This window comes from Candidatus Methylopumilus rimovensis (genome assembly GCF_006364615.1).
Lineage (GTDB): Bacteria > Pseudomonadota > Gammaproteobacteria > Burkholderiales > Methylophilaceae > Methylopumilus > Methylopumilus rimovensis.
The window spans coordinates 153,776-177,543 of the sequence record NZ_CP040986.1; the positions used below are offsets into that span (position 1 = coordinate 153,776).

24 protein-coding genes are annotated in these 23,768 nt (G+C 38.8%); 12 read left to right on the top strand and 12 right to left on the bottom strand.

Annotated elements, in window-relative coordinates; genetic code table 11:
* Positions 1-76: 76 nt before the first annotated feature.
* Positions 77-1,279: a porin gene (locus FIT61_RS00805; RefSeq protein ID WP_139882610.1), complete on the top strand. Its 1,203-nt coding sequence runs from the start codon at positions 77-79 to the stop codon at positions 1,277-1,279.
* A gap of 381 nt (positions 1,280-1,660) precedes the next feature.
* On the opposite strand, the gene FIT61_RS00810 is transcribed toward FIT61_RS00805, so the two are convergent.
* From FIT61_RS00810 to FIT61_RS00850, 9 genes are read right to left on the bottom strand one after another with little or no spacing between them, the layout of a single operon-like run.
* Positions 1,661-2,080: a secondary thiamine-phosphate synthase enzyme YjbQ gene (locus FIT61_RS00810; protein ID WP_139882612.1), complete on the bottom strand. Its 420-nt coding sequence runs from the start codon at positions 2,078-2,080 to the stop codon at positions 1,661-1,663.
* Between the two features lie 27 nt (positions 2,081-2,107).
* Complete coding sequence (locus tag FIT61_RS00815) at positions 2,108-2,788, bottom strand: glycosyltransferase (protein WP_139882614.1); 681 nt, start codon at positions 2,786-2,788, stop codon at positions 2,108-2,110.
* Entirely contained in the window at positions 2,772-4,382 is a 1,611-nt protein-coding gene (locus FIT61_RS00820) for a tetratricopeptide repeat protein (protein WP_139882616.1), read from the bottom strand. Before FIT61_RS00820 ends, FIT61_RS00815 begins: the two co-directional genes overlap by 17 nt.
* Positions 4,383-4,408: 26 nt before the next feature.
* Positions 4,409-4,780, bottom strand: a complete 372-nt coding sequence (locus FIT61_RS00825) for a VOC family protein (RefSeq protein ID WP_139882618.1) — start codon at positions 4,778-4,780, stop codon at positions 4,409-4,411.
* Between the two features lie 11 nt (positions 4,781-4,791).
* The gene (gene aspS / locus FIT61_RS00830; protein ID WP_139882620.1) at positions 4,792-6,579 is read right to left on the bottom strand and encodes an aspartate--tRNA ligase; all 1,788 of its coding nucleotides are present in this window, start codon (positions 6,577-6,579) and stop codon (positions 4,792-4,794) included.
* Positions 6,580-6,602: 23 nt separating this feature from the next.
* Complete coding sequence (locus FIT61_RS00835; RefSeq protein ID WP_139874020.1) at positions 6,603-7,211, bottom strand: DUF502 domain-containing protein; 609 nt, start codon at positions 7,209-7,211, stop codon at positions 6,603-6,605.
* A gap of 8 nt (positions 7,212-7,219) precedes the next feature.
* Complete coding sequence (locus tag FIT61_RS00840) at positions 7,220-7,477, bottom strand: FmdB family zinc ribbon protein (protein WP_139872946.1); 258 nt, start codon at positions 7,475-7,477, stop codon at positions 7,220-7,222.
* 3 nt (positions 7,478-7,480) lie between these two features.
* Positions 7,481-7,969: a single-stranded DNA-binding protein gene (locus FIT61_RS00845; RefSeq protein ID WP_139882622.1), complete on the bottom strand. Its 489-nt coding sequence runs from the start codon at positions 7,967-7,969 to the stop codon at positions 7,481-7,483.
* The gene (locus FIT61_RS00850; RefSeq protein WP_244925196.1) at positions 7,953-9,359 is read right to left on the bottom strand and encodes an MFS transporter; all 1,407 of its coding nucleotides are present in this window, start codon (positions 9,357-9,359) and stop codon (positions 7,953-7,955) included. Before FIT61_RS00850 ends, FIT61_RS00845 begins: the two co-directional genes overlap by 17 nt.
* A gap of 76 nt (positions 9,360-9,435) precedes the next feature.
* Here FIT61_RS00850 and uvrA point away from each other — a divergent pair, with 76 nt between their 5' ends.
* Positions 9,436-12,252, top strand: a complete 2,817-nt coding sequence (gene uvrA / locus FIT61_RS00855) for an excinuclease ABC subunit UvrA (RefSeq protein ID WP_139882624.1) — start codon at positions 9,436-9,438, stop codon at positions 12,250-12,252.
* Between the two features lie 15 nt (positions 12,253-12,267).
* Here the strand turns inward: uvrA and mtgA are convergent, their stop codons facing one another.
* Both mtgA and aroE read right to left on the bottom strand, forming a co-directional pair.
* Positions 12,268-12,987, bottom strand: a complete 720-nt coding sequence (mtgA, locus tag FIT61_RS00860; RefSeq protein WP_187351809.1) for a monofunctional biosynthetic peptidoglycan transglycosylase — start codon at positions 12,985-12,987, stop codon at positions 12,268-12,270.
* Complete coding sequence (aroE, locus tag FIT61_RS00865; protein ID WP_139882626.1) at positions 12,988-13,821, bottom strand: shikimate dehydrogenase; 834 nt, start codon at positions 13,819-13,821, stop codon at positions 12,988-12,990.
* Positions 13,822-14,091: 270 nt separating this feature from the next.
* On the opposite strand from aroE, the gene glnA reads away from it, so the two are divergent.
* The 3 genes from glnA to ntrC all read left to right on the top strand — a co-directional run bounded on the left by glnA (position 14,092) and on the right by ntrC (position 18,222).
* Positions 14,092-15,501 carry a type I glutamate--ammonia ligase gene (gene glnA / locus FIT61_RS00870; protein ID WP_139872950.1) on the top strand — a complete coding sequence of 470 codons (1,410 nt, stop codon included), beginning with the start codon at positions 14,092-14,094 and terminating at the stop codon, positions 15,499-15,501.
* A gap of 205 nt (positions 15,502-15,706) precedes the next feature.
* Entirely contained in the window at positions 15,707-16,837 is a 1,131-nt protein-coding gene (gene glnL, locus FIT61_RS00875) for a nitrogen regulation protein NR(II) (RefSeq protein WP_139882628.1), read from the top strand.
* On the top strand, positions 16,834-18,222 hold the full coding sequence (gene ntrC / locus FIT61_RS00880) for a nitrogen regulation protein NR(I) (protein ID WP_139882630.1): 1,389 nt from the start codon (positions 16,834-16,836) through the stop codon (positions 18,220-18,222). The genes glnL and ntrC overlap by 4 nt, the downstream gene beginning before the upstream one ends.
* A 107-nt stretch (positions 18,223-18,329) precedes the next feature.
* Here the strand turns inward: ntrC and FIT61_RS00885 are convergent, their stop codons facing one another.
* Positions 18,330-18,761, bottom strand: a complete 432-nt coding sequence (locus FIT61_RS00885) for a CBS domain-containing protein (RefSeq protein ID WP_139872953.1) — start codon at positions 18,759-18,761, stop codon at positions 18,330-18,332.
* A 74-nt stretch (positions 18,762-18,835) separates the two neighbouring features.
* Between FIT61_RS00885 and FIT61_RS00890 the strand changes: the two genes are divergently transcribed.
* From FIT61_RS00890 to tolQ, 7 genes are read left to right on the top strand one after another with little or no spacing between them, the layout of a single operon-like run.
* A complete protein-coding gene (locus FIT61_RS00890; protein ID WP_139882632.1) occupies positions 18,836-19,789 on the top strand; it encodes a DMT family transporter in 954 nt (317 codons plus the stop codon).
* Positions 19,790-19,791: 2 nt separating this feature from the next.
* Positions 19,792-20,517, top strand: a complete 726-nt coding sequence (locus FIT61_RS00895; protein WP_139882634.1) for a YebC/PmpR family DNA-binding transcriptional regulator — start codon at positions 19,792-19,794, stop codon at positions 20,515-20,517.
* Positions 20,518-20,570: 53 nt separating this feature from the next.
* Complete coding sequence (gene ruvC, locus FIT61_RS00900) at positions 20,571-21,074, top strand: crossover junction endodeoxyribonuclease RuvC (protein ID WP_244925219.1); 504 nt, start codon at positions 20,571-20,573, stop codon at positions 21,072-21,074.
* Entirely contained in the window at positions 21,071-21,652 is a 582-nt protein-coding gene (gene ruvA, locus FIT61_RS00905; RefSeq protein WP_139872956.1) for a Holliday junction branch migration protein RuvA, read from the top strand. Before ruvC ends, ruvA begins: the two co-directional genes overlap by 4 nt.
* Positions 21,653-21,661: 9 nt before the next feature.
* Complete coding sequence (gene ruvB, locus FIT61_RS00910; RefSeq protein ID WP_139882636.1) at positions 21,662-22,699, top strand: Holliday junction branch migration DNA helicase RuvB; 1,038 nt, start codon at positions 21,662-21,664, stop codon at positions 22,697-22,699.
* Positions 22,687-23,103 carry a tol-pal system-associated acyl-CoA thioesterase gene (gene ybgC / locus FIT61_RS00915; protein ID WP_139882638.1) on the top strand — a complete coding sequence of 139 codons (417 nt, stop codon included), beginning with the start codon at positions 22,687-22,689 and terminating at the stop codon, positions 23,101-23,103. Before ruvB ends, ybgC begins: the two co-directional genes overlap by 13 nt.
* Positions 23,094-23,765 carry a protein TolQ gene (gene tolQ, locus FIT61_RS00920; RefSeq protein ID WP_139882640.1) on the top strand — a complete coding sequence of 224 codons (672 nt, stop codon included), beginning with the start codon at positions 23,094-23,096 and terminating at the stop codon, positions 23,763-23,765. Before ybgC ends, tolQ begins: the two co-directional genes overlap by 10 nt.
* The last annotated feature ends 3 nt before the right edge of the window (positions 23,766-23,768 follow it).

The following is a 23,768-nucleotide window of genomic DNA, read 5'->3' on the forward strand; positions in this document are numbered from 1 at the left end:
CTTTTATTCATTGGGAAAGTTCGCGAACTTTCTCATCAAGCAATTGATGAGGTTTTAAAAACAATAGGAGAAATATATGAACAAGAATATTAAATTAGCAGTGGCGGGTGCAATTTTTGCAGCTACTTCTGCAGCACAAGCTGGTATTATCATTCCAGCAGGCGATTGGACATTAGACGTAAACGGTAACGTGAACGCATTTGCAATTATGAGCCGCGGAAGTGACAATAACGCTATTGTAGGTGGAATTGCACAAAGAAGAGATACTGCTGGTGAGAAATCAGGCCAAGCTATCAATACAGGCTTATTACCAGCATGGTTAGGCTTTACAGGTACTACACGTCAAAACGACGTAGATGTATCTTTCACAATTTCTATGCAACCAAACGTTTCTGACAACGACACTATGGGCGACGTGCTTGCACCATTATTCCGTCAGTCATTCTTAACATTTGGTGATAAATCATGGGGATCATTCAAGCTAGGTAAAGATATTGGTATTTTTGCATCTGATGCTATCTTGAACGACATGACATTGCTCGGTGTTGGTGGAGCTGGTGGCGTATCTGGCACTCAAACTACTTTAGGTGGTATCGGTTCTGGCTATATCTATGCAGGATGGAAAGGTCAAGTGGCTTACACAACACCTAACATGAATGGCTTCCAAGCAACAGTTGGTATCGTGAACCCTAACCAAGGTCTAGTAGGCTCTGGTACAGCATCTGCTGTAAACAGCTTACACCAAGATCGTTTCGGCCTTGAAGGTAAAGCATCTTACTCATTTACTGGTGACGTAAACGGTAAAATTTGGGTAGGTGGTGCATCTTATAAAGTTAAACCAACGACTGCAGTTGAATATACCGCAGACGTTTATGACATTGGTGCAAATGTAAATGCTGGTAACTTTGGTTTAACAGGTTATTACTACAATGGTGATGGCGTTGGATCATACATGCCACTTCAAAATGGCGCTTCAGCAGCTGGTGTAAAGCGTGATTCAGATGGCGGTTACGTTCAAGCTACATACATATTGCCTACCAAAACTAAAATTGGTCTAGCTTACGGTATATCTAGCTTAGATACGGCAAATGCAGCTGATAATACAGCTACAAGTGGTTTATTATTTAAAGATAATGAGCGTATTACTCTTGGCGCTTATCACCCACTTACTAAGCACTTAAACTTAGTAGCTGAGTACAACGATATGGAGACTAAAGCTCAAAATAACGTTAAGAATGAGTCTCGCTCAGTCTCTCTTGGTGCGATTCTATTCTTCTAAGATTAATTTCTTAGTTGTTTAAAGCACTTGAAAACGGCAACTTAGGTTGCCGTTTTTTTATTTAAGGAATTTAAATTGAAAATATATATTGTGTTATTTTTAACAGCCCTAAATGTTTCTTGCGCAGCGCTCATGAACCCGCAAGAGCAACCAGTTAATTTAATTGACGGTAAAGCAAAAATTTATAGTACAAATTGTAGCGGCCTTGCAGAGACTATAGGGACCTGTTACGACAAAGCCAGGAGAACATGCAAGGAAGGCTATAACTTGTTGAATGAGGTGCGAGATAGTTCAGGTGTGCATCGTCAGATAAAGTTTCAGTGCAAGGAATGATAAGACAAGAATATATACTTTGAGATGTTTTTTTAAAACATGGAAGACTTATTCGCCAATAATTTTAACGAGCACTCTTTTTTTTCGACGCCCATCAAATTCGCCATAAAAAATTTGTTCCCAAGGGCCAAAGTCAAGCTTACCTGAAGATACCGCAATAACAACTTCACGTCCCATAATTTGACGTTTAATATGCGCATCTGCATTATCTTCACCTGTATCATTATGGCGATAATTACTTACTGGTTCATGGGGAGCCATTGCCTCTAACCATTTTTTATAGTCGTGATGCAAGCCTGATTCATCATCATTAATAAAAACACTTGCCGTAATGTGCATAGCATTTACAAGTATAAGGCCTTCTTTGATGCCGCTTTCAACCAAACATTCTCTTATGTCAGATGTAATATTAGTAAAGTGCATTCGGGTTGGTGCATTAAACCATAGCTCTTTGCGATAATTTTTCATAAAAACTCTACCTCACTAAAAAATGTATTAAACTTTCATGCCGCAGATTACTCTTTTTTGATTTGCATGCCAAATATCAGACATGTCGCAATCCCAATATTCTTTAAAACAAGGAGTGCCCAAGGTGTAATGAATTAGCTTTGCATTTTTATTTTCTGGATACTCAATAGCAAGCCAATTCCAGTCTTTTGGAAGGTCGCCAATATCTTCATCCTCGAGCCAAGAAAATCTATGAAGAAATTTTCCCGTTTGATTTGAAATAAAATCTGGCGTTAATAGCCTATGCTTAGGGTGAGAGCAATTCCATAAAATGAGACTAGACCAATTCTTTTTAGGGTAATCCTTATTGATATTTCCAAGGTACTTTTTCTGTGCTTTTGTTTTATAGTCGTGCTTTACGACCAGAACTGCTTTTGATTCATCCCTTAAGTCCCATAGTTCTTTAATATCTGATTGGCAAATCATATCCCCATCGGCAAAAATAGCCCAGCCACTAAATGCATTTAAATAGGGCGTTAAAAATCTTGAATAAATGAAATCATTGCTTTTGTCAGTATGAGTTTCATGATATCCCTTTAAGGTGTTAATCGCGAGAGGAGTGAATGAGACGGGTAAGGATGATTTATCCATAATGCTCTGTGTAAATGTATGATATGCAATAGATTCTCTTTGATCGAAACCAATGACCATATTAATTTTTTCTACCATAATAATCCTTTAAGTCCGAAATAATATTTTCTATTGGCGCATGCCAAGACTTGTTTGATTCCTGCCTATAGATATTAATTGAAGGATACCATAAGCTTACGTTCCGATTTTCATGCCAGTACCATATTTTTCCGACACTATATGGCGCAATTAAATATGTCTTTTTACCTAAGGATCCAGACAAGTGGGCTGTGACATTGCTCGATGTTATTACAAAATCACAAGAGTTAATTAGAGATGATAGCCCATCAAAATCATTAAAGTTATCAATCTCATCTATAGTTTTAATTTCAATACCATACTCATCATACAAAGATTTTTTTTCTTCTTTAGTATCGCCGTATTGAAGGTCTATAAAATCAATATTAGGTAGCTTAAGAATAGGGAGCAATTGTTTTAATGATAGGCTCTTGTCAGGTCCAATTTCTTCATTTTTACTTTTCCATGCAATACCACAAATAAATTTTTTACTATTTTTGAATGTTTTTTTGAGAGACATTGATTTTTCCTCATCGAATATGAGGTAATTTAATGGTTGTTTTTTAAAATCTTCGACTGAGTTTCTAAAAAATTTACCTAGATTGCCAATTGGAAGATGAAAATCATAGGCAGTTTCATTGAGCAACTCTTTTGAAGATATGAAAGTAACATTGGAAAATTTTTTGAAAGATCTTTGGTATATAGATATCAGCCTGCGATCAATACTCAAGATAAAATTATTTGACACTGTAAAAGCTTCTTGAAGTAAAGCACTGAAGAGTATTTGATCACCTATACCCTGCTCTGACCAAATAAGAATATTTTTTTGATTTACGTCAAAATCCAATAATTCAGGTTTTGATGTCTGCAGATATGAAAGCTTTTTGGCCACCCATCTTGCTTGATAGAATTTCCAACCATCTTCATAATTTTCTTGAGATAACTCAAGAATTGCTTTATTAAATAGTGCATCAGGAAAATCAGGATTCAGTTCAATTGCATGATTATAATCTTCTAGAGCTTTTTTAAATTCATTAAGATTTTCGTAAACAATTCCACGGTTGTATAAAGTTTCTGCGCTATGAGAATTAATATTTAATGCAAGATTATATTGCTCAAGAGCTTTGTCATACTCTTTAAGTTCATTATACAAAAATCCTAAATTTACGATTGCCTTTGAGTATTGGGGATTTAATTTTATCGCTTGCTGATAATTTAATATTGCTTCATCATATTTTTGAAGAAATTTTAGCGCTCTAGCTTTATTATAGTAAGCATCCACAAAATTAGGATCTAATTTAAGAGCAAGGTTGTAGTATTGAAGAGCCTCTTCGAATTTTTCTATTTCCAGCAATCCATTTGCTAAGTTTGAGATGGCTTTTGGTTGTTTTTGGTCCACTTCAATAGATTTTTTTATATAGGAAATCCCCCTTTCTATGTCTCCTAATTGTATTTCTATTGTTCCAAGATTGGTGAGCACTTGAGGATGATTTGGAACTATTCGTAGCAGTTCTTCAAAGATTAACTTTGCTTCTAAAAATTGACCCTGCTGACAATGTGCCAGAGATTTTTCAAGAAGTCTTTTTATTTTTAGAGAATTTCTTAATTTGTCCACTGGGCCATTATTTGAGTAAAAAAGATCTAATCAAAATTAAGTTCAACACGGTTTCCTGCAGGATCCCGCAAAAAGATTTGATGGGCTGTCATACCTGGAATAGGTTTTTCTTCAAATGGAATTTGAAGCGATTGGAGCTTTTTTAAAACATCTTGATAATGAGCTGTTTTAAATGCGACATGATCGAAGGATGATTTATGAAGCGAGCGTCCATCACCTTCTTTAGGTGTAATAAGATGCAATACATCTTTGTCGCCTATATATAACCAAAAGCCAAAGCGCTCGAATGTGGGTCTAAAGCCTTCAGTTAAACCGACGACATCACAATAAAAATCTCTTAACTGAATCACCAAATCTTTTTTTGCAACAAGCTGAATATGATTGATAGATAAAATCATCTCATTATTTTTTAAGTGGTAGGTTGTGGTGTGCGAAGACGAATATGAAGCTCACGCAATTGTTTTTCATCCACAACGTTCGGTGCTTTAGTGAGCAAACACTGTGCACGCTGTGTTTTTGGGAATGCGATCACATCTCGAATGGACTCAGCGCCTGCTAGCAAAGTGACCAAGCGATCAAGGCCAAAGGCTAAGCCGCCATGTGGAGGTGCACCATATTGAAGGGCATCAAGCAGAAAGCCAAATTTTTCTTTCGCTTCTTCTTTTGAAATTTTTAATGCATCAAATACTTTTGATTGCACTTTTTCTTCATGAATACGAATGGAGCCACCACCGACTTCCCAACCGTTTATCACCATGTCGTAGGCTTTAGATAAACACTTACCTGGTTCATTCGCAAGTAAGTCTTCATGACCTTCTTTAGGCGCTGTGAAAGGATGATGGATAGCCACCCAACGGTCCGTTTCTTCATCATGTTCAAACATCGGAAAATCAACGACCCATAAAGGCGCCCATGCTCTTCCATCGACATGATTTTTTTCATGACCGATTTTAAGACGCAAAGCACCCAAGGCTTCATTCACAATTTTTTCTTTATCCGCACCAAAGAAAATAATGTCGCCATTAGTAGCGCCGGTTTTTTCAATGATTGCTTTCAAAGCATTCACGTGGATATTCTTAACAATGGGACTTTGGAGACCCGTCTCATTTAATTCATGGATGTCATTAATCTTGATATAAGCTAAACCTTTAGCGCCATAAATTTTGACAAACTCGGTATAAGCATCAATTTCAGAACGTGTAATTAGAGATCCATTCGGCACTCTTAATGCCGCGACACGCCCACCCTTCATATTGGCTGCACTTGAAAAAACTTTAAAGTCGACATCTTTCATGATATCGGTCAATTCAGTTATTTCTAAAGTCACACGCATATCTGGTTTATCTGAGCCATATTTATGCATTGCTTCAAGGTAAGTCATGCGTTGAAATTGTGATGGCAAATCAATCGATGCCACTTTCTTATACATCTCACGAATCATTTTTTCAACAATCGTCATGATGTCTTCTTCATTCATAAATGAAGTTTCAATATCGACTTGTGTAAATTCAGGTTGTCGATCCGCTCTTAGATCTTCATCGCGAAAACATTTTGTGATTTGGAAGTAGCGATCAAAGCCTGACACCATCAACAATTGTTTAAATAATTGAGGGGACTGAGGGAGTGCGAAAAATTCACCTGCATGGACACGTGATGGCACTAAATAATCGCGAGCACCTTCAGGGGTGCTTCGTGTCAACATCGGTGTTTCAATTTCCATGAACCCGTTTTCATCTAAAAAGTCGCGTAAAACTTTTGCGACGCGATAGCGAAGACGTAAATTATTTTGCATCATCGGACGACGAAGATCCATAAAGCGATATTCAAGACGAATCATTTCTGAAATAGAGTCATCATCAAGCATGAATGGTGGAGTGAGTGATGGGTTTAAAATCTCAATAGTCGAAGCTAACATCTCAACTTCACCTGTAGGGATGTTTAAATTCACTGTTCCCTCTGGGCGAGCTCTTACTTTACATACCACCTTTAGAACGAATTCATTACGAATTGATTCAGCGATTGCAAATGTTTCTTTAGTGTCAGGATCAATCACAATTTGAGCAATACCTTCTCGATCGCGAAGATCAATAAAGATCACACCACCATGATCACGACGACGGTGAGCCCAGCCGCACAAAGTGACGGTCTCCCCTATATGTTTTTTATTTAAATCACCGCAGTAATGCGTTCGCATCATTTTGATATTCTCTTTATATAAAATTAATTTTTTTTGATTTTTTTACGAGGTGGTACCACACCCATGGAGATCACATACTTCAACGCTTGATCGACACTGATATCCAATTCCACCATATCCTTTTTAGCCACCATCAGAAAATAACCTGAAGTAGGATTAGGGGTTGTGGGTACATAGACACTTAAGTATTTGCCCTTTAAATGTTTTGCAATCTCAGGACTTGGCTCCCCTGTTAAAAACGCAATGGTATAAGTATCACGATCAGGATAACGAATGAGCACTGCTTTATTAAAAGCACGACCTGATTCTGAAAATAAAGTGTCAGAGACTTGCTTGATACTTGAATAAATTGAATTCACAAATGGAAGCCTTGAGAGTATCACTTCCCATAGTTTTAAAAATTGACGGCCAAATAAGTTAGAGGCTAAAAGTCCTATACCTAGAATCACGCCCACTGTTAAAACAACACCTAAGCCTGGGATATCGAACCCAAAAAGATTTCTAGGTTGGAAATCATAAGGCAACCAAATCAATGTTTGATCTAAAAAATGGATAAGAGAAGTAATGACCCATAGTGTAATTGCGAGTGGGACAAGTACGAGTAATCCAGTTAAAAAATAACGTTTAAACATCATGTCAATTAACTCGTCGTTGAAGATGTATTCACATCTTTTTTAGTTTCAGTTTTAGTATCCGTTTTTGCGCCATCTTTAGATTTATTTTTAAAGTCTGTGACATACCATCCAGAACCTGTGAGCTGAAAGCTGGGCGCTGAGACTTGTTTTTTAAAAGTTTCTTTATGGCACTCAGGACATTCAGTCATGATCGGATCTGAAATTTTACGGAGTAACTCTTTTGAGCATCCGCAAACTTCACATTTAAAATCGAAAATGGGCATGAATTAGAAAGGAATATCGTCTTCAAAGTCGTCAAAGTTAGTCGCTGCGGCTTGCAGAGCGCCACCTGTTCTTTGAGGAGCTTGATTAAATTCATCATTGCCTTGTGACGGAGATTGATTTTGCGCATTTGATGAACTGTTTGAGGATCCACCACCGCTATCTCGACCGCCTAACATTTGCATACTCTCTGCAATAATTTCAGTGGTGTAACGATCTTGACCTTCCTTCGTTTGCCATTTACGCGTTTGAAGTCTGCCTTCAATAAATACGGGGCGACCTTTTTTTAAATATTCGCCTGCGATCTCAGCTAACTTTCGATACATCACAATGTTATGCCATTCGGTACGCTCTTGTTTTTCACCGTTTTTATCTTTCCAGTTATCTGTGGTGGCAATACTAAAATTACATACGGCATCACCATTAGGCATAAATCGTACCTCAGGATCCTTGCCTAGGTTACCCATTAAAATAACTTTATTGACTGACGCCATGTTTTCCTCCTAATAACTGAATAATCGATGCCTCATGAATCGTTTCGTGTTTGTTGACCTTAAGCATCACCCGGCCTTCTTCAAGCAAGATCATGACGTCACGCACACCTTTCATTTCTTGTAATTTAAGCTCTATCAAAGCTAATTGTTTAGTGTTTTTGAGTAATGATTTATTTTTAATCATAAACATCAATGTTTTAATTGCAGGCGGGGCTTTCATCGATAAAGCAAAAGTTGCCCACAATGTCATCAAAATGGCACAAAACGAAAACACTGAAAAACTGCCACCCAAATCTGCTAAAAAACCACCTAATAAACCACCAAAAAAGACACCTAATGATTGACAGGTATTATACACCCCAATCGCCGTCCCTTTAGCGCTTGGCGGGGCAATTTTACTAATCAAACTAGGTAGACTTGCCTCTAAAATATTGAAGGCTACAAAGTAGACAAATAAAGATGCGATGAGACCCCAAAAAACATGAATCAAAACACCAAACATGAGTTGGGCGATGAGCATTAAAAAAATAGAGCTAATAAATACGAGTTTTGATTTATCGAATTTTTCACTCAAGATAATGATGGGTACCATAAAAACAAAAGAGCTCAGAAGCACAGGTAAATAGACTTTCCAATGTTGGTTGACATCCAATCCACCCGACGTTGCGAGTGCTATCGGTACCACAATAAACATCGCCATTTGAGCGGCATGAAGGGCAAATATCCCAAAATTTAAACGTGAGAGTTGGGTATTTTTAAGGATCGATTTAAAGGATGGCTGAGATGCTTTTAATACTTTGGAGGTAGTGAGCGTTAAAGGTGTAGGTACCACAAAGCGCACCACTAAAATAGCAAGTAAAGATAAAAGGCCTGTCAGTATAAAAATACCAGGCACACCTATCAGCTTATTGAGCAGAGGAGCGCCCATTAAAGACAAGGCAAAAGTGATGCCAATGGTGGCTCCAATCATCGCCATCGCTTTGGTGCGATGTTCATCCCGGGTTAAGTCTGCGACAAGTGCTGTAATGGCAGCTGAAATAGCACCTGCCCCTTGAATGGCACGACCTAGAATAATGATATGAATGTCGTTCGAATAACCTGACACAAAAGAACCTAAGGCAAATAAAAGGAGGCCAATATAAATGATATTTTTGCGGCCATAACGATCGGAGAGCATGCCAAAAGGTAATTGAAAGAGCGCTTGCGTAAGACCATAGGCACCCAGTGCCAAACCTACTTGAAAGGCTGAAGGGCTGCCGGGCAAGCCTTCCGCATAGATCGCAAAAATCGGCAGGATTAAAAACATACCTAACATTCTTAAGCCATAGATCGATGCCAAACTTAAACTGGATCGAATCTCGAGCGGGGTCATGCCTTGTTCTATTTTCATAAACTTGAATTAGATATTTCTTATTTTGGAATAATTTCGTATATTAACAGGTTACCTTTAAAAAGCTTAAAGCGACATGGATACGATTAAGATTCGCGGGGCTAGAACCCATAATTTAAAAAATATTTCACTCGATTTACCCCGCAATAAATTGATTGTCATCACAGGTTTATCCGGCTCCGGCAAATCATCACTCGCTTTTGATACTTTATACGCAGAAGGTCAGCGTCGCTATGTCGAATCGTTATCGGCTTATGCACGTCAATTCCTAGAGCGTATGAATAAACCTGATGTCGATTTGATCGAAGGTTTATCACCCGCCATTTCTATTGAACAAAAATCAACCTCTCATAATCCGAGATCAACCGTGGGTACCGTCACTGAAATTCATGACTACTTAAGGTTGTTATATGCAAGAGCGGGTGAACCTGAATGCCCCACGCACGCACATACTTTAGAGTCGCAAACGGTATCGGAGATGGTGGATACCTTATTAGCGCTACCTAGTGACACAAAAATTATGTTGTTAGCCCCTATTGTGAATAGCCGCAAAGGTGAGCAACAAGATTTATTTGAAGATTTAAAAGCACAAGGTTTTATTCGTTTACGTATCGATGGTGAGATTTATGAAATTGATGCGCTACCCAAGCTCACCAAAACTAAAAAACATCAAGTGGATGTCGTGGTAGATCGCATTAAAATTAATCCAGACATTAAGCAGCGCATCACAGAGTCCACTGAAACAGCTTTAAAACTCGCTGATGGCAAAATGATTGCAGTGGAGATGGATACGCATAAATCACATCTTTTTTCAGCAAAGTTTGCATGCCCTTTGTGCGACTATTCATTGGAAGAATTAGAGCCACGCATCTTTTCATTTAATAATCCAATGGGAGCTTGCCCCGAATGTGATGGGATTGGCAATATTAATTTCTTTGATCCTAAGCGCGTAGTGGCTTTTCCACATTTGTCTCTTGCTTCAGGTGCCATCAAAGGTTGGGATAAACGTAATCAATTTTATTTCCAACTTCTGCAATCTTTAAGTGAGCATTACACATTTGACTTAGAAACCGCTTTTGAAGATTTGCCTGAAAAAATTCAACATGTGATCTTGAATGGGAGTGGATCGGAGCATATTAATTTTTCTTATATCAATGAACGTGGTCAGATCATTAAAAAGATGCATAGCTTTGAAGGCATCTTAAATAATTTAAAACGTCGCTATCATGAAACGGATTCAGGGACAGTCCGAGATGAGCTTGCAAAATATTTAAATATGCAGCCTTGCCCATCCTGTGAAGGTTCACGTTTAAGGATTGAAGCAAGACATGTCAAAGTGGGTAAAAAAAATATTCATGAAATATGTAATACCCCTTTAAAAGAAACCGTACATTTTTTTGAGTCCTTAAAACTAAAGGGAGCCAAAAAAACTATTGCTGAAAAAATCATTTTTGAAATTACCAGCCGTCTAAAATTTTTAGTCAATGTGGGTTTAGATTATTTATCCCTTTCTCGTTCAGCCGAAACTTTATCAGGGGGTGAAGCACAGCGTATTCGCTTAGCTTCCCAAATTGGTAGTGGTTTAACTGGTGTCATGTATGTGCTTGATGAGCCTTCGATTGGATTACACCAACGTGATAACGATCGTTTACTTGAAACTTTAAAGAGATTACGTGATTTAGGTAATACTGTGATTGTCGTGGAACACGATCAAGACGCTATTCTTGCTGCAGATCATGTAGTTGATATTGGTCCAGGGGCTGGTGAACATGGTGGCTATATCGTCGCTGAAGGCACACCTAAGATGATTGCAAAACATGCGCAATCTCTCACAGGGCAATATATTAGTGGTCGTAGAGAAATAAAATATAAAAATAAAAGAGTTTTGCCACGCGCTTTGAAATGGTTGGAGTTAAAAGGTGCCACGGGAAACAATTTAAAGCATGTGCATTTAAAATTACCGATTGGGCTTCTCACATGTATTACCGGTGTCTCAGGCAGTGGTAAATCATCGCTCATCAATGACACACTTTATCGCGCAGTCGCACATCATTTATATGGGAGCCATACCGAACCTGCAGAACATACCTCGATTAAAGGCTTAGATTTTTTCGATAAGGTGGTGGATGTGGATCAAAGCCCCATTGGTCGAACACCGAGATCCAATCCTGCGACTTACACAGGACTTTTTACGCCCACACGAGAACTTTTTGCGCAACTCAATGAAAGTCGTAATCGGGGTTATGGCCCTGGCCGTTTTTCATTTAACGTCAAGGGTGGTCGATGTGAGGCATGTGAAGGCGATGGTGTGATTAAAGTTGAAATGCACTTCTTACCTGATGTGTATGTCCCTTGTGATATTTGTCAAGGAAAACGCTACAACCGTGAAACTTTAGAAATTCAATTCAAGGGAAAAAATATTCATGATGTTTTATCGATGACCGTTGAACAAGCACATGAATTTTTTAATGCGATTCCTGCGGTTGAAAAAAAATTACGGACCTTAATCGAGGTAGGCTTAGGCTACATCACCTTAGGACAGAATGCGACGACCCTTTCAGGGGGCGAAGCACAGCGCGTCAAATTAGCGTTAGAACTTTCAAAGAGAGATACAGGGCGAACACTTTATATCTTGGATGAACCCACGACTGGACTTCATTTTGCTGATATTCAATTATTGCTTGATGTGATTCATAAGCTTCGCGATGCAGGTAATACGATTGTGATTATCGAACATAATTTAGATGTCATTAAAACAGCAGATTGGATTATTGATTTAGGGCCTGAAGGTGGTGACGGGGGCGGGGAAATTATTGCAGAAGGCACCCCTGAAGAAGTTGCGAATAACAAAAAGAGCTATACAGGTAAATATTTAAAACCTTACTTGAAATAAGTGAAGGCCATAAACTTATGGTACTTGGGCTGCATTCATGCGAGACAAGATAATGCCGCTTCGCTCAATGAGTCTTGAAGTATCTTGGTGTTGTTCATAATATTTAGGGTTAGGAATCATAGAAGCTAATTTGGCCGACTGAAAACTATTGAGCTCTTTTGCATGCGCTGAAAAATAACGTTGGGATGCCGCTTCAATGCCATAGACATTATTTCCCCACTCAATCACGTTCAAATAAATTTCTAAAATTCTTTTTTTACTTAAAATCGTTTCCAGCATCAAGGTAATGATGGTTTCTTCTATCTTTCGCCACGGTGTTCTTTGATTCGATAAAAATAAATTTTTAGCGAGTTGCTGGCTAATGGTAGATCCCCCTGCGACAATTTTTTTGCGTCGCTTATTTTTTTCATAGGCTTTTTCAATACCCTCCCAATCAAAACCTTCGTGATCAATAAATTTAGCATCTTCGGCTGCAATCACAGCTTGTTTAATATAAATAGAGATTTGGTTGTAATTGACCCATTGATGTCTAAGGGTTGCTTTCTCATCTTTTTCTTGAAGATGTTCTAGTCTTGTTTCCATAAATGCGCTTTCACTCGGATTGACGAACGTCCACAAAAGAATATGTATTAATACCCAAAGCTGATAGAAAAAAAATAAAAGGAATAAAACGGATGTAATTTTTCCTTTTAATGAACGATGATGCCAGAATAGATTTTTGAATCTTTGAGGCAATTATTTATTTCTAAAAAAATCAATGATAGGTTTTGTTTGGGGTTTGATGTGGTGCCAAATATAAAACGCTTCAGCCGCTTGCTCTACAAGCATCCCCAGACCATCTGATGTTTGAGCGTGTTGAGATTTTGCTTGCTTGATAAATAGTGTTTCTTTGCCATACATCATGTCATAAGCTAAACATTTCTCATGAAAGATTTTGTTGTCTAAACCAAGATCAGCTTCATTTAAACTTGCAGAAGTGGCATTGATGATCACATCAAAATATTGATGTTGAAGTTTTTTGATTTCGATGACGTTTAAATCGACATTTAAATGTTTCGCGTACGCATTCATTTTATTTTTAATCGTGTTTGATTTTTCAATCGTGCGATTGGTGAGTGTGAGTTCTAATGGTTTTTTTTCTAATATGGAATACAACACACCTTCGGCCGCACCACCCGCACCAATGAGTAAAACTTTTTTATGTTTTAAATCTATTTGAAGATTTTGTTCGAGATCTCGAACTAATCCGATGCCATCAGTATTGTGTCCAATGATTTCTTTATCTTTAAATTCGAGTGTGTTTACTGCTTCAGCGATTTTAGCGTGTTGAGAATGTTGATTCGCTAATTGATAAGCCTCCTTTTTAAATGGCAATGTGACATTAGCACCACTTAGTTTTTCTGAAATGAGTGTTTGTGATGTTTGTTGAAACTCATTGAGTGGTGATAGCACTGCTTTGTAATCCATTAGAAGCCCTGCATCTTTTGCAAACATAGTATGAATTTGAGGGGATAGACTGTGATGAATGGGGTTACCAATTACAGCAAAATGTTTTTTAACTTCAGTCATGGTGCGGTTATCACATCGATTGGATTAAGGTTTTGAGTATAAGTGTTTTTTAAAAAACTGCCATCCACGACACTTACGCACTATTTAAGTGCGTAAATATGAATAATGCATTTTTATGGTGCATTTTTTTAAGAAAACCTTTTAAAACGCACATAATAACAAAGTCTTAGCACATTATTCGATTGGCACAATTTATGCTTAATATTAATATGTTGAAATGTATTAACACGCTTTAGATTGAATCAAAAATGACGCTTTTAGGAGAATGAAATGGCAATCGCTGATGTAATGAAAAAGGTTAAAGATAACAACGTTAAATTCGTGGACTTTAGATTCACGGATACACGAGGCAAAGAACAGCACGTCAGTGTGCCTGTTTCAGCTTTTGATGAAAGTAAATTTAAACAAGGTCATGCATTCGATGGCTCATCGATTGCAGGTTGGAAAGGTATTCAAGCGTCTGACATGTTACTCATGCCAGATCCAGACACAGCAAACATCGATCCTTTTATGGAAGAGCCAACCCTTATCCTCACATGTGATGTTGTAGATCCTACAGATGGTAAAGGTTATGAGCGTTGTCCACGAAGCTTAGCGCGTCGCGCAGAAGCTTATTTAAAATCAACTGGCTTAGGCGATACTGCTTACTTTGGACCAGAACCTGAGTTCTTTATTTTTGATTCTATTACTTGGTCTCAAGAGATGAGAGGCTGTCATGTCACCATCAATTCAGAAGAAGGTGCATGGGATTCTTCCACACAACATGAAGGTGGCAATACTGGTCACCGCCCAGGTGTGAAAGGTGGTTACTTCCCAGTACCTCCAGTCGATTCTCTTCAGGATGTGCGTTCAGCGATGTCAATTACACTCGAAGCCATGGGTGTGCCTGTTGAAGTGCATCACCATGAAGTGGCAACGGCAGGTCAATGTGAGATTGGTACTAAATTTAGCACCCTCACACAACGTGCCGATTGGACACAACTTCTTAAATATGTGGTGTTAAATACAGCCCATAATTACGGCAAGACAGCGACATTTATGCCAAAACCGATGGTCGGTGACAACGGTTCAGGTATGCATGTGCACCAATCGATTTGGAAAGACGGTAAAAATTTATTTGCAGGTTCAGGTTACGCAGGCTTAAGTGAGTTTGCATTGTTCTACATTGGTGGTGTCATCAAACATGCGCGTGCACTCAATGCGATTACGAACCCAGGGACTAACTCTTATAAACGTTTAGTACCAGGCTTTGAAGCCCCAGTAAAATTAGCTTACTCGGCTAAAAACCGTTCAGCATCGATTCGTATTCCATTCGTGGAGGGGGACAAAGCGCGTCGTATCGAAGCGCGTTTCCCAGATCCTATAGCAAATCCTTATCTAGCCTTCAGTGCATTGATGATGGCAGGCTTAGATGGTGTTCAAAATAAAATTCACCCAGGTGAGCCAGCGACAAAAGATTTGTACCATTTAACGCCTGAAGAAGACGCACAAGTGCCAACCGTATGTTCATCGCTTGAACAAGCGCTTGAGTATTTAGATAAAGATCGCGAATTCTTAACGCGCGGTGGTGTATTTACGGATGACTGGATCAATAGTTATATCGATCTTAAGATGGAAGAAGTGACTAAGATGCGTATGACACCTCATCCAATCGAATTTGGTATGTATTACAGCTGCTAATTCGTGCGCCTAATAAAAAAGACGGCTTAAATAGCCGTCTTTTTTTATGCCTTTATTTTAAGGTTTTCCAAAAATGCACTATTTTAGTGCATTACTGCTTAATATTCCTTACAATACCTTGATAGAGCCCTTGAAATAGGCCAAAAAGCGATCTCTTAAAGTTGGCTCAAGTTTTGCTTAGTATATTAATGAGAACAGACTATTCATGAAAAAAAATACCATCCCATCACTAACCCCTGAATTAAAGGGGATTGAACACTTAGCGAGTGCGGTATTGCTATGTGATGTCGAGGGCCATATTTTGTACATGAATCCATCCGCTGAAATTTTATTTGGTTTAAGCGCTAAACATATTTATAAGATGTCGCTTGATGAGGTATTTCCATATGCCGATATTTTAAAACTAGCCATCAGCCAAGCTTTAAATAATGACACCCCTTATCGTGAACATGAATTTTTGATTACCACATTAAAGCATCAATCATTTTCTGTGACATGTACCATCACCCCAATTCAAAGCGATTCGATTCGTTATATTCTTGAATTCCAACAGATGGATCAGCAATTAAGAATCGCAAAAGAAGAGCGTATGTTGATTCAGCAACAAGCCAACTCTGAATTGATTCGAAATTTAGCGCACGAAATTAGAAATCCATTAGGTGGGTTACGAGGAGCCGCTCAGCTTCTAGAGCATGAGTTACCTGATCCTTCACTTAAAGAATACACACAAGTGATTATTAAAGAAGCCGATCGCTTGCAGTCATTGATGGATCGACTACTCGTGCCTCATCAAAAACCTAAATATGAGCCTACAAATATCCATGAAGTATTAGAGCGCGTTCGAAGTTTATTGTTAGCTGAATCGCCTGATGAAATAAAAATTCAACGTGATTACGATACGAGCCTGCCTGACATTATTGGCGATCGCGAAAAATTAATCCAAGCAGTACTTAATATTGCGCGTAATGCAGTCCAAGCGATGCATGAAAAACAACAACATGGTCTCATTATTTTTAAAACGCGTGCTGAACGGCAAATCATGCTTGCTAAGAAACGCTATCGCGTCGGTATTAAACTCGACATTATCGATAATGGGCCAGGCATACCGCCAGGTATTCGCGACAAAATATTCTATCCGCTCGTCTCCGGTCGTGAAGGTGGGTCTGGTCTCGGCTTATCATTAGCGCAAACTTATGTGAGTCAACATCAAGGGATGATTGAATGTAAGAGCGAACCCGGACAAACGATCTTCACGATTTTATTGCCGATCAAAGATCTAGATACAAAAGAAATTCCTGTTCATAACAACCAAGAATCACAAGGATCTTCACTATGAAAGCTATTTGGATTATTGATGATGATAAATCTATTCGCTGGGTATTTGAAAAAGCGCTTGCACGTACCGATTTAAATTTTAAAACTTTTAGCTCAATTAAAGATGCACTGCAGGCGATTAAAGATGAAGAGCCACAAGTGATTGTGAGTGACATTCGAATGTCACAAGGTTCAGGTTTGGAACTTCTTCAAGTGATTAAAGAAAAATATGCGCATATTCCTGTCATCATTATGACGGCTTATTCTGATTTAGAAAGCGCAGTCGCAGCTTTTCAAGGTGGTGCTTTTGAATACTTAGCTAAGCCTTTTGATGTGGATCAAGCGATTGAAATTATTCATCGTGCAATTGATGAATCTCTAAAACAAAGCACCCAAGAAGTTTCTCTTGAAAATACGACTGAGATGATTGGACATGCCCCCTCCATGCAAGAAGTTTTTCGTGCGATCGGGCGTCTTAGTCGCTCTCATGCGACTGTGCTGATTAACGGCGAGTCAGGCAGCGGCAAAGAACTTGTTGCTAGTGCTCTTCATAAACATTCACCTCGTGCTGATAAACCTTTTATTGCGATTAATACAGCAGCGATTCCAAAAGATTTATTAGAGTCAGAATTATTTGGTCATGAGCGCGGAGCTTTTACTGGGGCTCAGGCTTTGCGTAAAGGTCGTTTTGAACAAGCTGATGGTGGCACATTGTTTTTAGATGAAATTGGTGATATGCCAGCCGACCTTCAGACAAGGCTTTTGCGTGTTTTAAGTGATGGTCAATTTTATCGTGTAGGTGGGCATAGCCCGATCAAGGTCAATGTACGTGTGATTGCAGCTACCCATCAAGACATGGAAGAGCGCGTTAAAGCAGGCCTCTTTCGCGAAGATTTATTTCATCGACTTAATGTGATTCGTTTACATTTGCCAGCATTACGTGAGCGCGCAGAAGACATTCCAGATTTAGCTCGTCACTTTTTACAACAAAGCGCACAGCAATTAGGTGTAGAAACAAAAATTTTATCTGAAGAGACTTTAAATTATCTATCTCATCTTCATTGGAGCGGTAACGTTCGCCAACTTGAGAACGTCTGCCATTGGTTGACTGTCATGGCACCTGGACAAAATATTGACATTGCTGATTTGCCACCTGAACTCAAAAATAATGATATGCACAAAGAAATCTCTTCCGACTGGAAAGATACATTAAAGCAAGAAGTGCAAATGGCCTTAAATAAAAATCAGAAAGATATTTTGACTCAATTAAATCAAACTTTCGAAAAAATTCTTATTGAAGAAGCGCTTAACTTCACAAAAGGTAGACGTATTGAAGCTGCTGAAATTTTAGGTTTGGGAAGAAATACCTTAACCCGAAAAGTTAAAGAATTAAAAATAGAAAAATGAATTTATTTTTTTAATCTAGCTATGCCTGATTATGTTATTTAGACGAATAGAGAACAAATTTTACAAAATAACCAAATTCTAAAACGAACCCAATTTATATAAATTAATTATTGCTTAACGTAACCTTCAAGCTCCTTGATTAGGTTTCTTTGATAGGCAATCATTTCTTTAGCGACATCACCCAAAGAGAGCATACCAATGACATTATGGCCATCCATAATGGGTAAGTGACGAATATGATTTTCGGTCATCACGGTCATTGCTTTTTCAAAAGTATCTTTACCATTGCCCACAAGCACATTTTTTGTCATCACCTCTTCAATGGTCGTGACTTTGGAAGACTTTCCTTTCAAAACTACTTCACGAGCATAATCACGCTCTGAAAAAATTCCTACCATTTTATCTTTATCCATGACCACTAACGCGCCAATTTTATATTCCGCTAAGATGATAAGTGCATCAATCACAGGACGATTAGGGGCAATACTAATTACTTCTTTATGTTTTTTGTCTGCAATCATTTGAGCAGCTGTTTTCATAAGTCACCTATATTAAAAGAGTAAAGTCAAATATACACTTTATAATAATGTCATCCTATTGAACAAGTGTAAAAATGCCTTATAAAAAAAATAAAAACTTGATGGCTTTTTTAGCCCTCATACTTTTGTGCCTTATTTGGGGTTACAACTGGGTGGTGATGAAAAATGCCCTTCATTTTTCTGGTCCTTATGATTTTGCGGCCCTTCGCACTATCCTAGGAGCGCTCTGTTTATTCATAGTGATGCTCACTTTGAAAAAACCTTTCAAAATTCAAGAAATTCCAAGTTTAATTGTTTTAGGTCTTCTTCAAACTGCAGGCTTTACAGGGCTTTTAGTATGGGCTCTCGTTGAAGGGGGTGCGGGTAAAACAGCGGTGCTTACCTATACCATGCCTTTTTGGACCATGCTTTTAGCTTGGCCCCTTTTAGGCGAAAAATTAAAGGGATGGCAATGGCCCGCAGCCTTGTTTTCGCTGATGGGTATTTTATTTATTTTGGATCCGCTTCATTTAGGGAGCGATATTTTCAGTATGGTATTAGCTATTGTGTCTGGTATTTCATGGGCATTGGCCGTGATTTTAGCTAAAAAACTTCAAGCACGTTCGCCCCATCTTGATTTGATTTCTCTCACAGCATGGCAGATGCTTTTTGGTTCCATACCCATTGTCGTATTGGCTTTTATGACACATTCGACTTCGATTGAATGGAATAGTTATTTTATTGGAGCGCTTATTTATAACGCAGTCTTTGGGAACGCGATTGCATGGCTATTATGGCTTTATGCATTAAGACAGTTATCTGCAGGTATAGCTACGATGACGACCACAGTTTGCCCTGTGATTGCTGTGATTGCATCGTCGATTGAACTTCATGAAACAATTAAGCCTTTTGAATTTTTAGGTATGTTTTTTATTGGCATATCCTTATTAATGATCTCTTATAACCGCATTAAAAGTCACCAAGAAGGCTTGGTTCAGCCATGGCTTAAAAACAAACCCATGATAAAATCAGGGCCTAGAAAGGGATAGGCATGGCAGGACATTCCAAATGGGCAAATATTCAACACCGCAAAGGTCGGCAAGACGCTAAGCGCGGAAAAGTTTTCACAAAAATTATCAAAGAAATTACAGTGTCAGCAAGACTTGGTGGTGGTGAAGTAAATTTCAATCCACGCTTAAGAGCTGCTGTGGCTCTTGCTAAAGAAGAAAACATGCCACAAGACAACATCACGCGTGCGATTAAAAAAGGTACAGGTGAATTAGAGGGCGTGAGTTACGAAGAAGTGAGATATGAAGGTTATGGTATTGGTGGGGCTGCCATGATTATTGATTGTTTAACGGATAATAAACAAAGAGCTGTCGCTGATGTGAGGCATGCGCTCACGAAACATGGCGGTAATTTAGGTACCGATGGATCGGTCGCTTTTTTATTTAAACATTGTGGCCGTATCTTTTTTGCGCCAGGTAGTGATGAAAATAAAGTCATGGAAATAGCGCTTGAAGCGGGTGCTGAAGATATTATCAGTGATGAAGATGGGAGCATTGAAGTGATCACACCTGCTCAAGAATTTATTCAGATTAAAGAAGCACTTTTAAATGCAGGTTTAAAAATAGAACTCGCTGAAGTCGCTATGCGCCCTACATTAGAGAATGCTTTAAGTGGTGACGACGGTATCAAGATGCAAAAAATTTTAGATACACTCGATGATTTAGATGATGTGCAGGAAGTTTATACTACCGCAGTGATTGAAGATTAAAGTAAAGATTGAGTGAATCTATCATCATCCTTGGCATTGACCCTGGTTTAAGAATGACGGGATTTGGTGTGGTTGAAAAAAATGGTGACAAGATTCATTACCTTGGAAGTGGTGTGATTAAAACTATAAGCGCTAAAGTAGATGCGCGGGATAGTTTGCCAGAGCGTATTCAAATTATTTTAGAAGGGCTCTTCGAAGTGATTGATCAATATAAGCCGAAACAAGTAGCCATCGAAAAAGTGTTTGTGAATGTGAATCCACAATCCACGCTTTTATTGGGACAAGCAAGAGGGGCTGCCATCAGTGCGGCTGTCTTTAAAAAATTACCTGTCTACGAGTACACAGCCTTACAAGTTAAAAAATCAGTGGTGGGTTCAGGACATGCAAAAAAAGAACAGGTGCAAGAAATGGTCAAACGCTTTTTAAAGTTACCCGAAGTTCCCCAAGCTGATTCTGCAGACGCTTTAGCATGTGCGATGTGTCATGCGCATGCTTATCACCAATTACAAAATATGGATGCTTTAAGTTACCGGATGAAAAAAGGTAGGCTCGTATGATAGGAAGAATTTCCGGCATTCTTTTAGATAAAACACCGCCTCACGCCTTAATTGATTGTAACGGTGTAGGTTATGAATGCGAAGTGCCCATGAGTACTTTTTATTTACTTCCTCAAGCAGGAGAAAAAGTAACATTACTCACACATTTTGTGGTGCGAGAAGATGCCCAACTCTTATTTGGTTTTGGTACGCACCAAGAACGTTTAATGTTTAGACAACTTTTAAAAGTGAATGGTATTGGAGCAAAATCAGCGCTCGCCATTTTAAGCGGGTTATCCATTGAAGAACTTATTCAAGCCGTATCACTTCAAGAAGCGGGTCTTTTAACGCGCGTACCTGGTATTGGTAAAAAAACAGCCGAACGATTATTGTTAGAACTCAAAGATAAATTTACGCTCGACTCAGCTTTAAGTATGAAAAGCGCTGGTATCGCATCGATAAGCCAAGATGTACTCAATGCATTGATTGCCTTAGGCTACAATGAACGTGAATCTTTAAATGCCGTTAAAAGTTTAGATACAAATCTCACTGTGAATGACGGTATTAAACAAGCTTTAAAATATTTATCTAAGGGCTAATGAATCACTATGATTGAATCGGATCGTTTTGTGGCAAGCACCTTAAATGAGCCCGTCGAGGAATCGATTGAGCGTGCGCTTCGCCCAAAAGAGCTTCAAGAATATGTGGGCCAAGAAAAAGTCAGAAGCCAATTAGAAATATTTATTAAAGCTGCTAAAAATAGAAATGAAGCCTTAGATCATGTACTTCTTTTTGGACCTCCCGGTTTAGGTAAAACGACTTTAGCGCACATTATTGCAAAAGAGATGGGGGTGAATCTCCGTCAAACGTCAGGCCCGGTTTTAGAAAAAGCAGGGGACCTTGCGGCACTTTTAACCAATCTAGAACCGAACGATGTGTTATTCATTGATGAAATTCATCGCTTATCACCTGTCATTGAAGAAATTTTATATCCCGCGATGGAAGATTATCGATTGGATATCATGATTGGTGAAGGCCCTTCGGCCCGATCCGTGCGACTTGATTTGCCTCCATTTACATTAGTGGGAGCGACCACGCGCGCAGGCATGTTGACCAATCCATTGCGTGATCGTTTTGGTATTGTGTCTCGATTAGAATTCTACAGTGAACAAGAGCTTGCCAAAATTGTTGATCGCTCATCGACGCTTTTAGAGGCTGATATTGATCCATCGGGTTCATTAGAGATTGCAAAACGTTCTCGAGGAACGCCTCGCATTGCAAATCGTTTATTAAGACGTGTAAGAGATTTTGCACAAGTCAAATCCAACGGAAAAATTACAGCGAACATTGCAGACGATGCGCTCAAAATGTTGGATGTTGATTTATTAGGCTTAGATGTCATGGATCGAAAATTACTTCAAGCTATCTTAGAGAAATTTAATGGGGGCCCTGTAGGCTTAGATAATTTAGCAGCAGCGATTGGTGAAGAGCGCGAAACCATTGAGGATGTATTAGAACCTTATCTCATTCAACAAGGCTATCTTATGCGGACGCCGAGAGGCCGTGTGGTCACACAAGCGACCTATCTTCATTTTGGTATGAAGCCACCCACCCAACACCTCACTGATCATTTATGGCAGGAATAAAAACTTTTTCTTTTCCTGTTCGCATTTATTTTGAAGACACCGATAGCGGTGGTGTGGTGTATCACTCCAATTATTTAAAATTTATGGAGCGCGCCAGAACAGAATGGTTGAGAAGTGTTGGTATTGATCAACATCAATTAAAATATCATGCGCATATTATGTTTGTGGTTCATCGTATCGATATCCAATACAAATTACCTGCACGCTTTAATGATGACTTGGAAGTTAAAAGCGAGCTCTTAAATATAGGCTCGAGCAAAATTGAATTTAGGCAAATGATTTATCGTGATGAAGAAATGTTAATTGATGCAAATGTTGATATTGCATGTATTGATAGTGAAAAATTTAAACCTGTACGCATCCCATCCGCCGTTAAACAAACTATGGAGTCTTTATGCATGTAGTGAATGATTTATCTTTTTTAAGTTTAATTACAGGGGCCACGATCCCGGTTCAACTCGTGATGATTATCTTATTAGCTGCTTCTGGATTTTCTTGGTGGTATATCTTTATCAAAGTCTCTGTATTAAAAAATGCAGAACTCACAGTCGATGAATTTGAAAACACCTTCTGGACAAGCGGAGATCTGAGTAAATTACATGACAGTATTCGTAATGGCCGTATTAAAAATCAAGGCTTAGCAGCAATCTTTGAAGCAGGCTACAAAGAATTTAATCGTCATAAAACATCGCGTGCCGATATGAGCGATGTGATTGAAGGTGTGCGACGTGCGATGCGCGCGACTTATAATCGTGAACTTGATTTTTTAGATGCACACTTGCCCTTTCTTGCTTCTGTGGGATCTGTGAGTCCTTATATTGGTTTATTTGGAACCGTATGGGGGATCATGAATGCGTTCAGGGGTTTAGCGAATGTTGCACAAGCAACCCTAACACAAGTAGCCCCAGGTATTGCAGAGGCTTTAATTGCAACCGCGATTGGCTTATTCGCAGCCATTCCCGCAGTGATCGCCTATAACCGTTTTGCAACTTCTGTCGATCGTTTATCTGTGAGATACGAAAGCTTCATGGAAGAGTTCGTCAACATCTTACAAAGAAAAGGATAAGTG

Excerpts from the sequence above, each read along its gene's own strand:
- glnL (WP_139882628.1), top strand. The coding sequence starts at position 15,707 with ATGAAAAAAAATACCATCCCATCACTAACCCCTGAATTAAAGGGGATT.
- glnA (WP_139872950.1), top strand. The coding sequence starts at position 14,092 with ATGGCAATCGCTGATGTAATGAAAAAGGTTAAAGATAACAACGTTAAA.
- FIT61_RS00835 (WP_139874020.1), bottom strand. The coding sequence starts at position 7,211 with ATGTTTAAACGTTATTTTTTAACTGGATTACTCGTACTTGTCCCACTC.
- FIT61_RS00895 (WP_139882634.1), top strand. The coding sequence starts at position 19,792 with ATGGCAGGACATTCCAAATGGGCAAATATTCAACACCGCAAAGGTCGG.
- ybgC (WP_139882638.1), top strand. The coding sequence starts at position 22,687 with ATGGCAGGAATAAAAACTTTTTCTTTTCCTGTTCGCATTTATTTTGAA.
- FIT61_RS00825 (WP_139882618.1), bottom strand. The coding sequence starts at position 4,780 with ATGATTTTATCTATCAATCATATTCAGCTTGTTGCAAAAAAAGATTTG.
- FIT61_RS00805 (WP_139882610.1), top strand. The coding sequence starts at position 77 with ATGAACAAGAATATTAAATTAGCAGTGGCGGGTGCAATTTTTGCAGCT.
- aroE (WP_139882626.1), bottom strand. The coding sequence starts at position 13,821 with ATGACTGAAGTTAAAAAACATTTTGCTGTAATTGGTAACCCCATTCAT.
- FIT61_RS00845 (WP_139882622.1), bottom strand. The coding sequence starts at position 7,969 with ATGGCGTCAGTCAATAAAGTTATTTTAATGGGTAACCTAGGCAAGGAT.
- ruvB (WP_139882636.1), top strand. The coding sequence starts at position 21,662 with ATGATTGAATCGGATCGTTTTGTGGCAAGCACCTTAAATGAGCCCGTC.
- FIT61_RS00885 (WP_139872953.1), bottom strand. The coding sequence starts at position 18,761 with ATGAAAACAGCTGCTCAAATGATTGCAGACAAAAAACATAAAGAAGTA.
- uvrA (WP_139882624.1), top strand. The coding sequence starts at position 9,436 with ATGGATACGATTAAGATTCGCGGGGCTAGAACCCATAATTTAAAAAAT.
- ruvA (WP_139872956.1), top strand. The coding sequence starts at position 21,071 with ATGATAGGAAGAATTTCCGGCATTCTTTTAGATAAAACACCGCCTCAC.
- FIT61_RS00815 (WP_139882614.1), bottom strand. The coding sequence starts at position 2,788 with ATGGTAGAAAAAATTAATATGGTCATTGGTTTCGATCAAAGAGAATCT.
- FIT61_RS00850 (WP_244925196.1), bottom strand. The coding sequence starts at position 9,359 with ATGAAAATAGAACAAGGCATGACCCCGCTCGAGATTCGATCCAGTTTA.
- FIT61_RS00810 (WP_139882612.1), bottom strand. The coding sequence starts at position 2,080 with ATGAAAAATTATCGCAAAGAGCTATGGTTTAATGCACCAACCCGAATG.
- ruvC (WP_244925219.1), top strand. The coding sequence starts at position 20,571 with ATGACGGGATTTGGTGTGGTTGAAAAAAATGGTGACAAGATTCATTAC.
- FIT61_RS00890 (WP_139882632.1), top strand. The coding sequence starts at position 18,836 with ATGCCTTATAAAAAAAATAAAAACTTGATGGCTTTTTTAGCCCTCATA.
- aspS (WP_139882620.1), bottom strand. The coding sequence starts at position 6,579 with ATGATGCGAACGCATTACTGCGGTGATTTAAATAAAAAACATATAGGG.
- tolQ (WP_139882640.1), top strand. The coding sequence starts at position 23,094 with ATGCATGTAGTGAATGATTTATCTTTTTTAAGTTTAATTACAGGGGCC.
- FIT61_RS00840 (WP_139872946.1), bottom strand. The coding sequence starts at position 7,477 with ATGCCCATTTTCGATTTTAAATGTGAAGTTTGCGGATGCTCAAAAGAG.
- ntrC (WP_139882630.1), top strand. The coding sequence starts at position 16,834 with ATGAAAGCTATTTGGATTATTGATGATGATAAATCTATTCGCTGGGTA.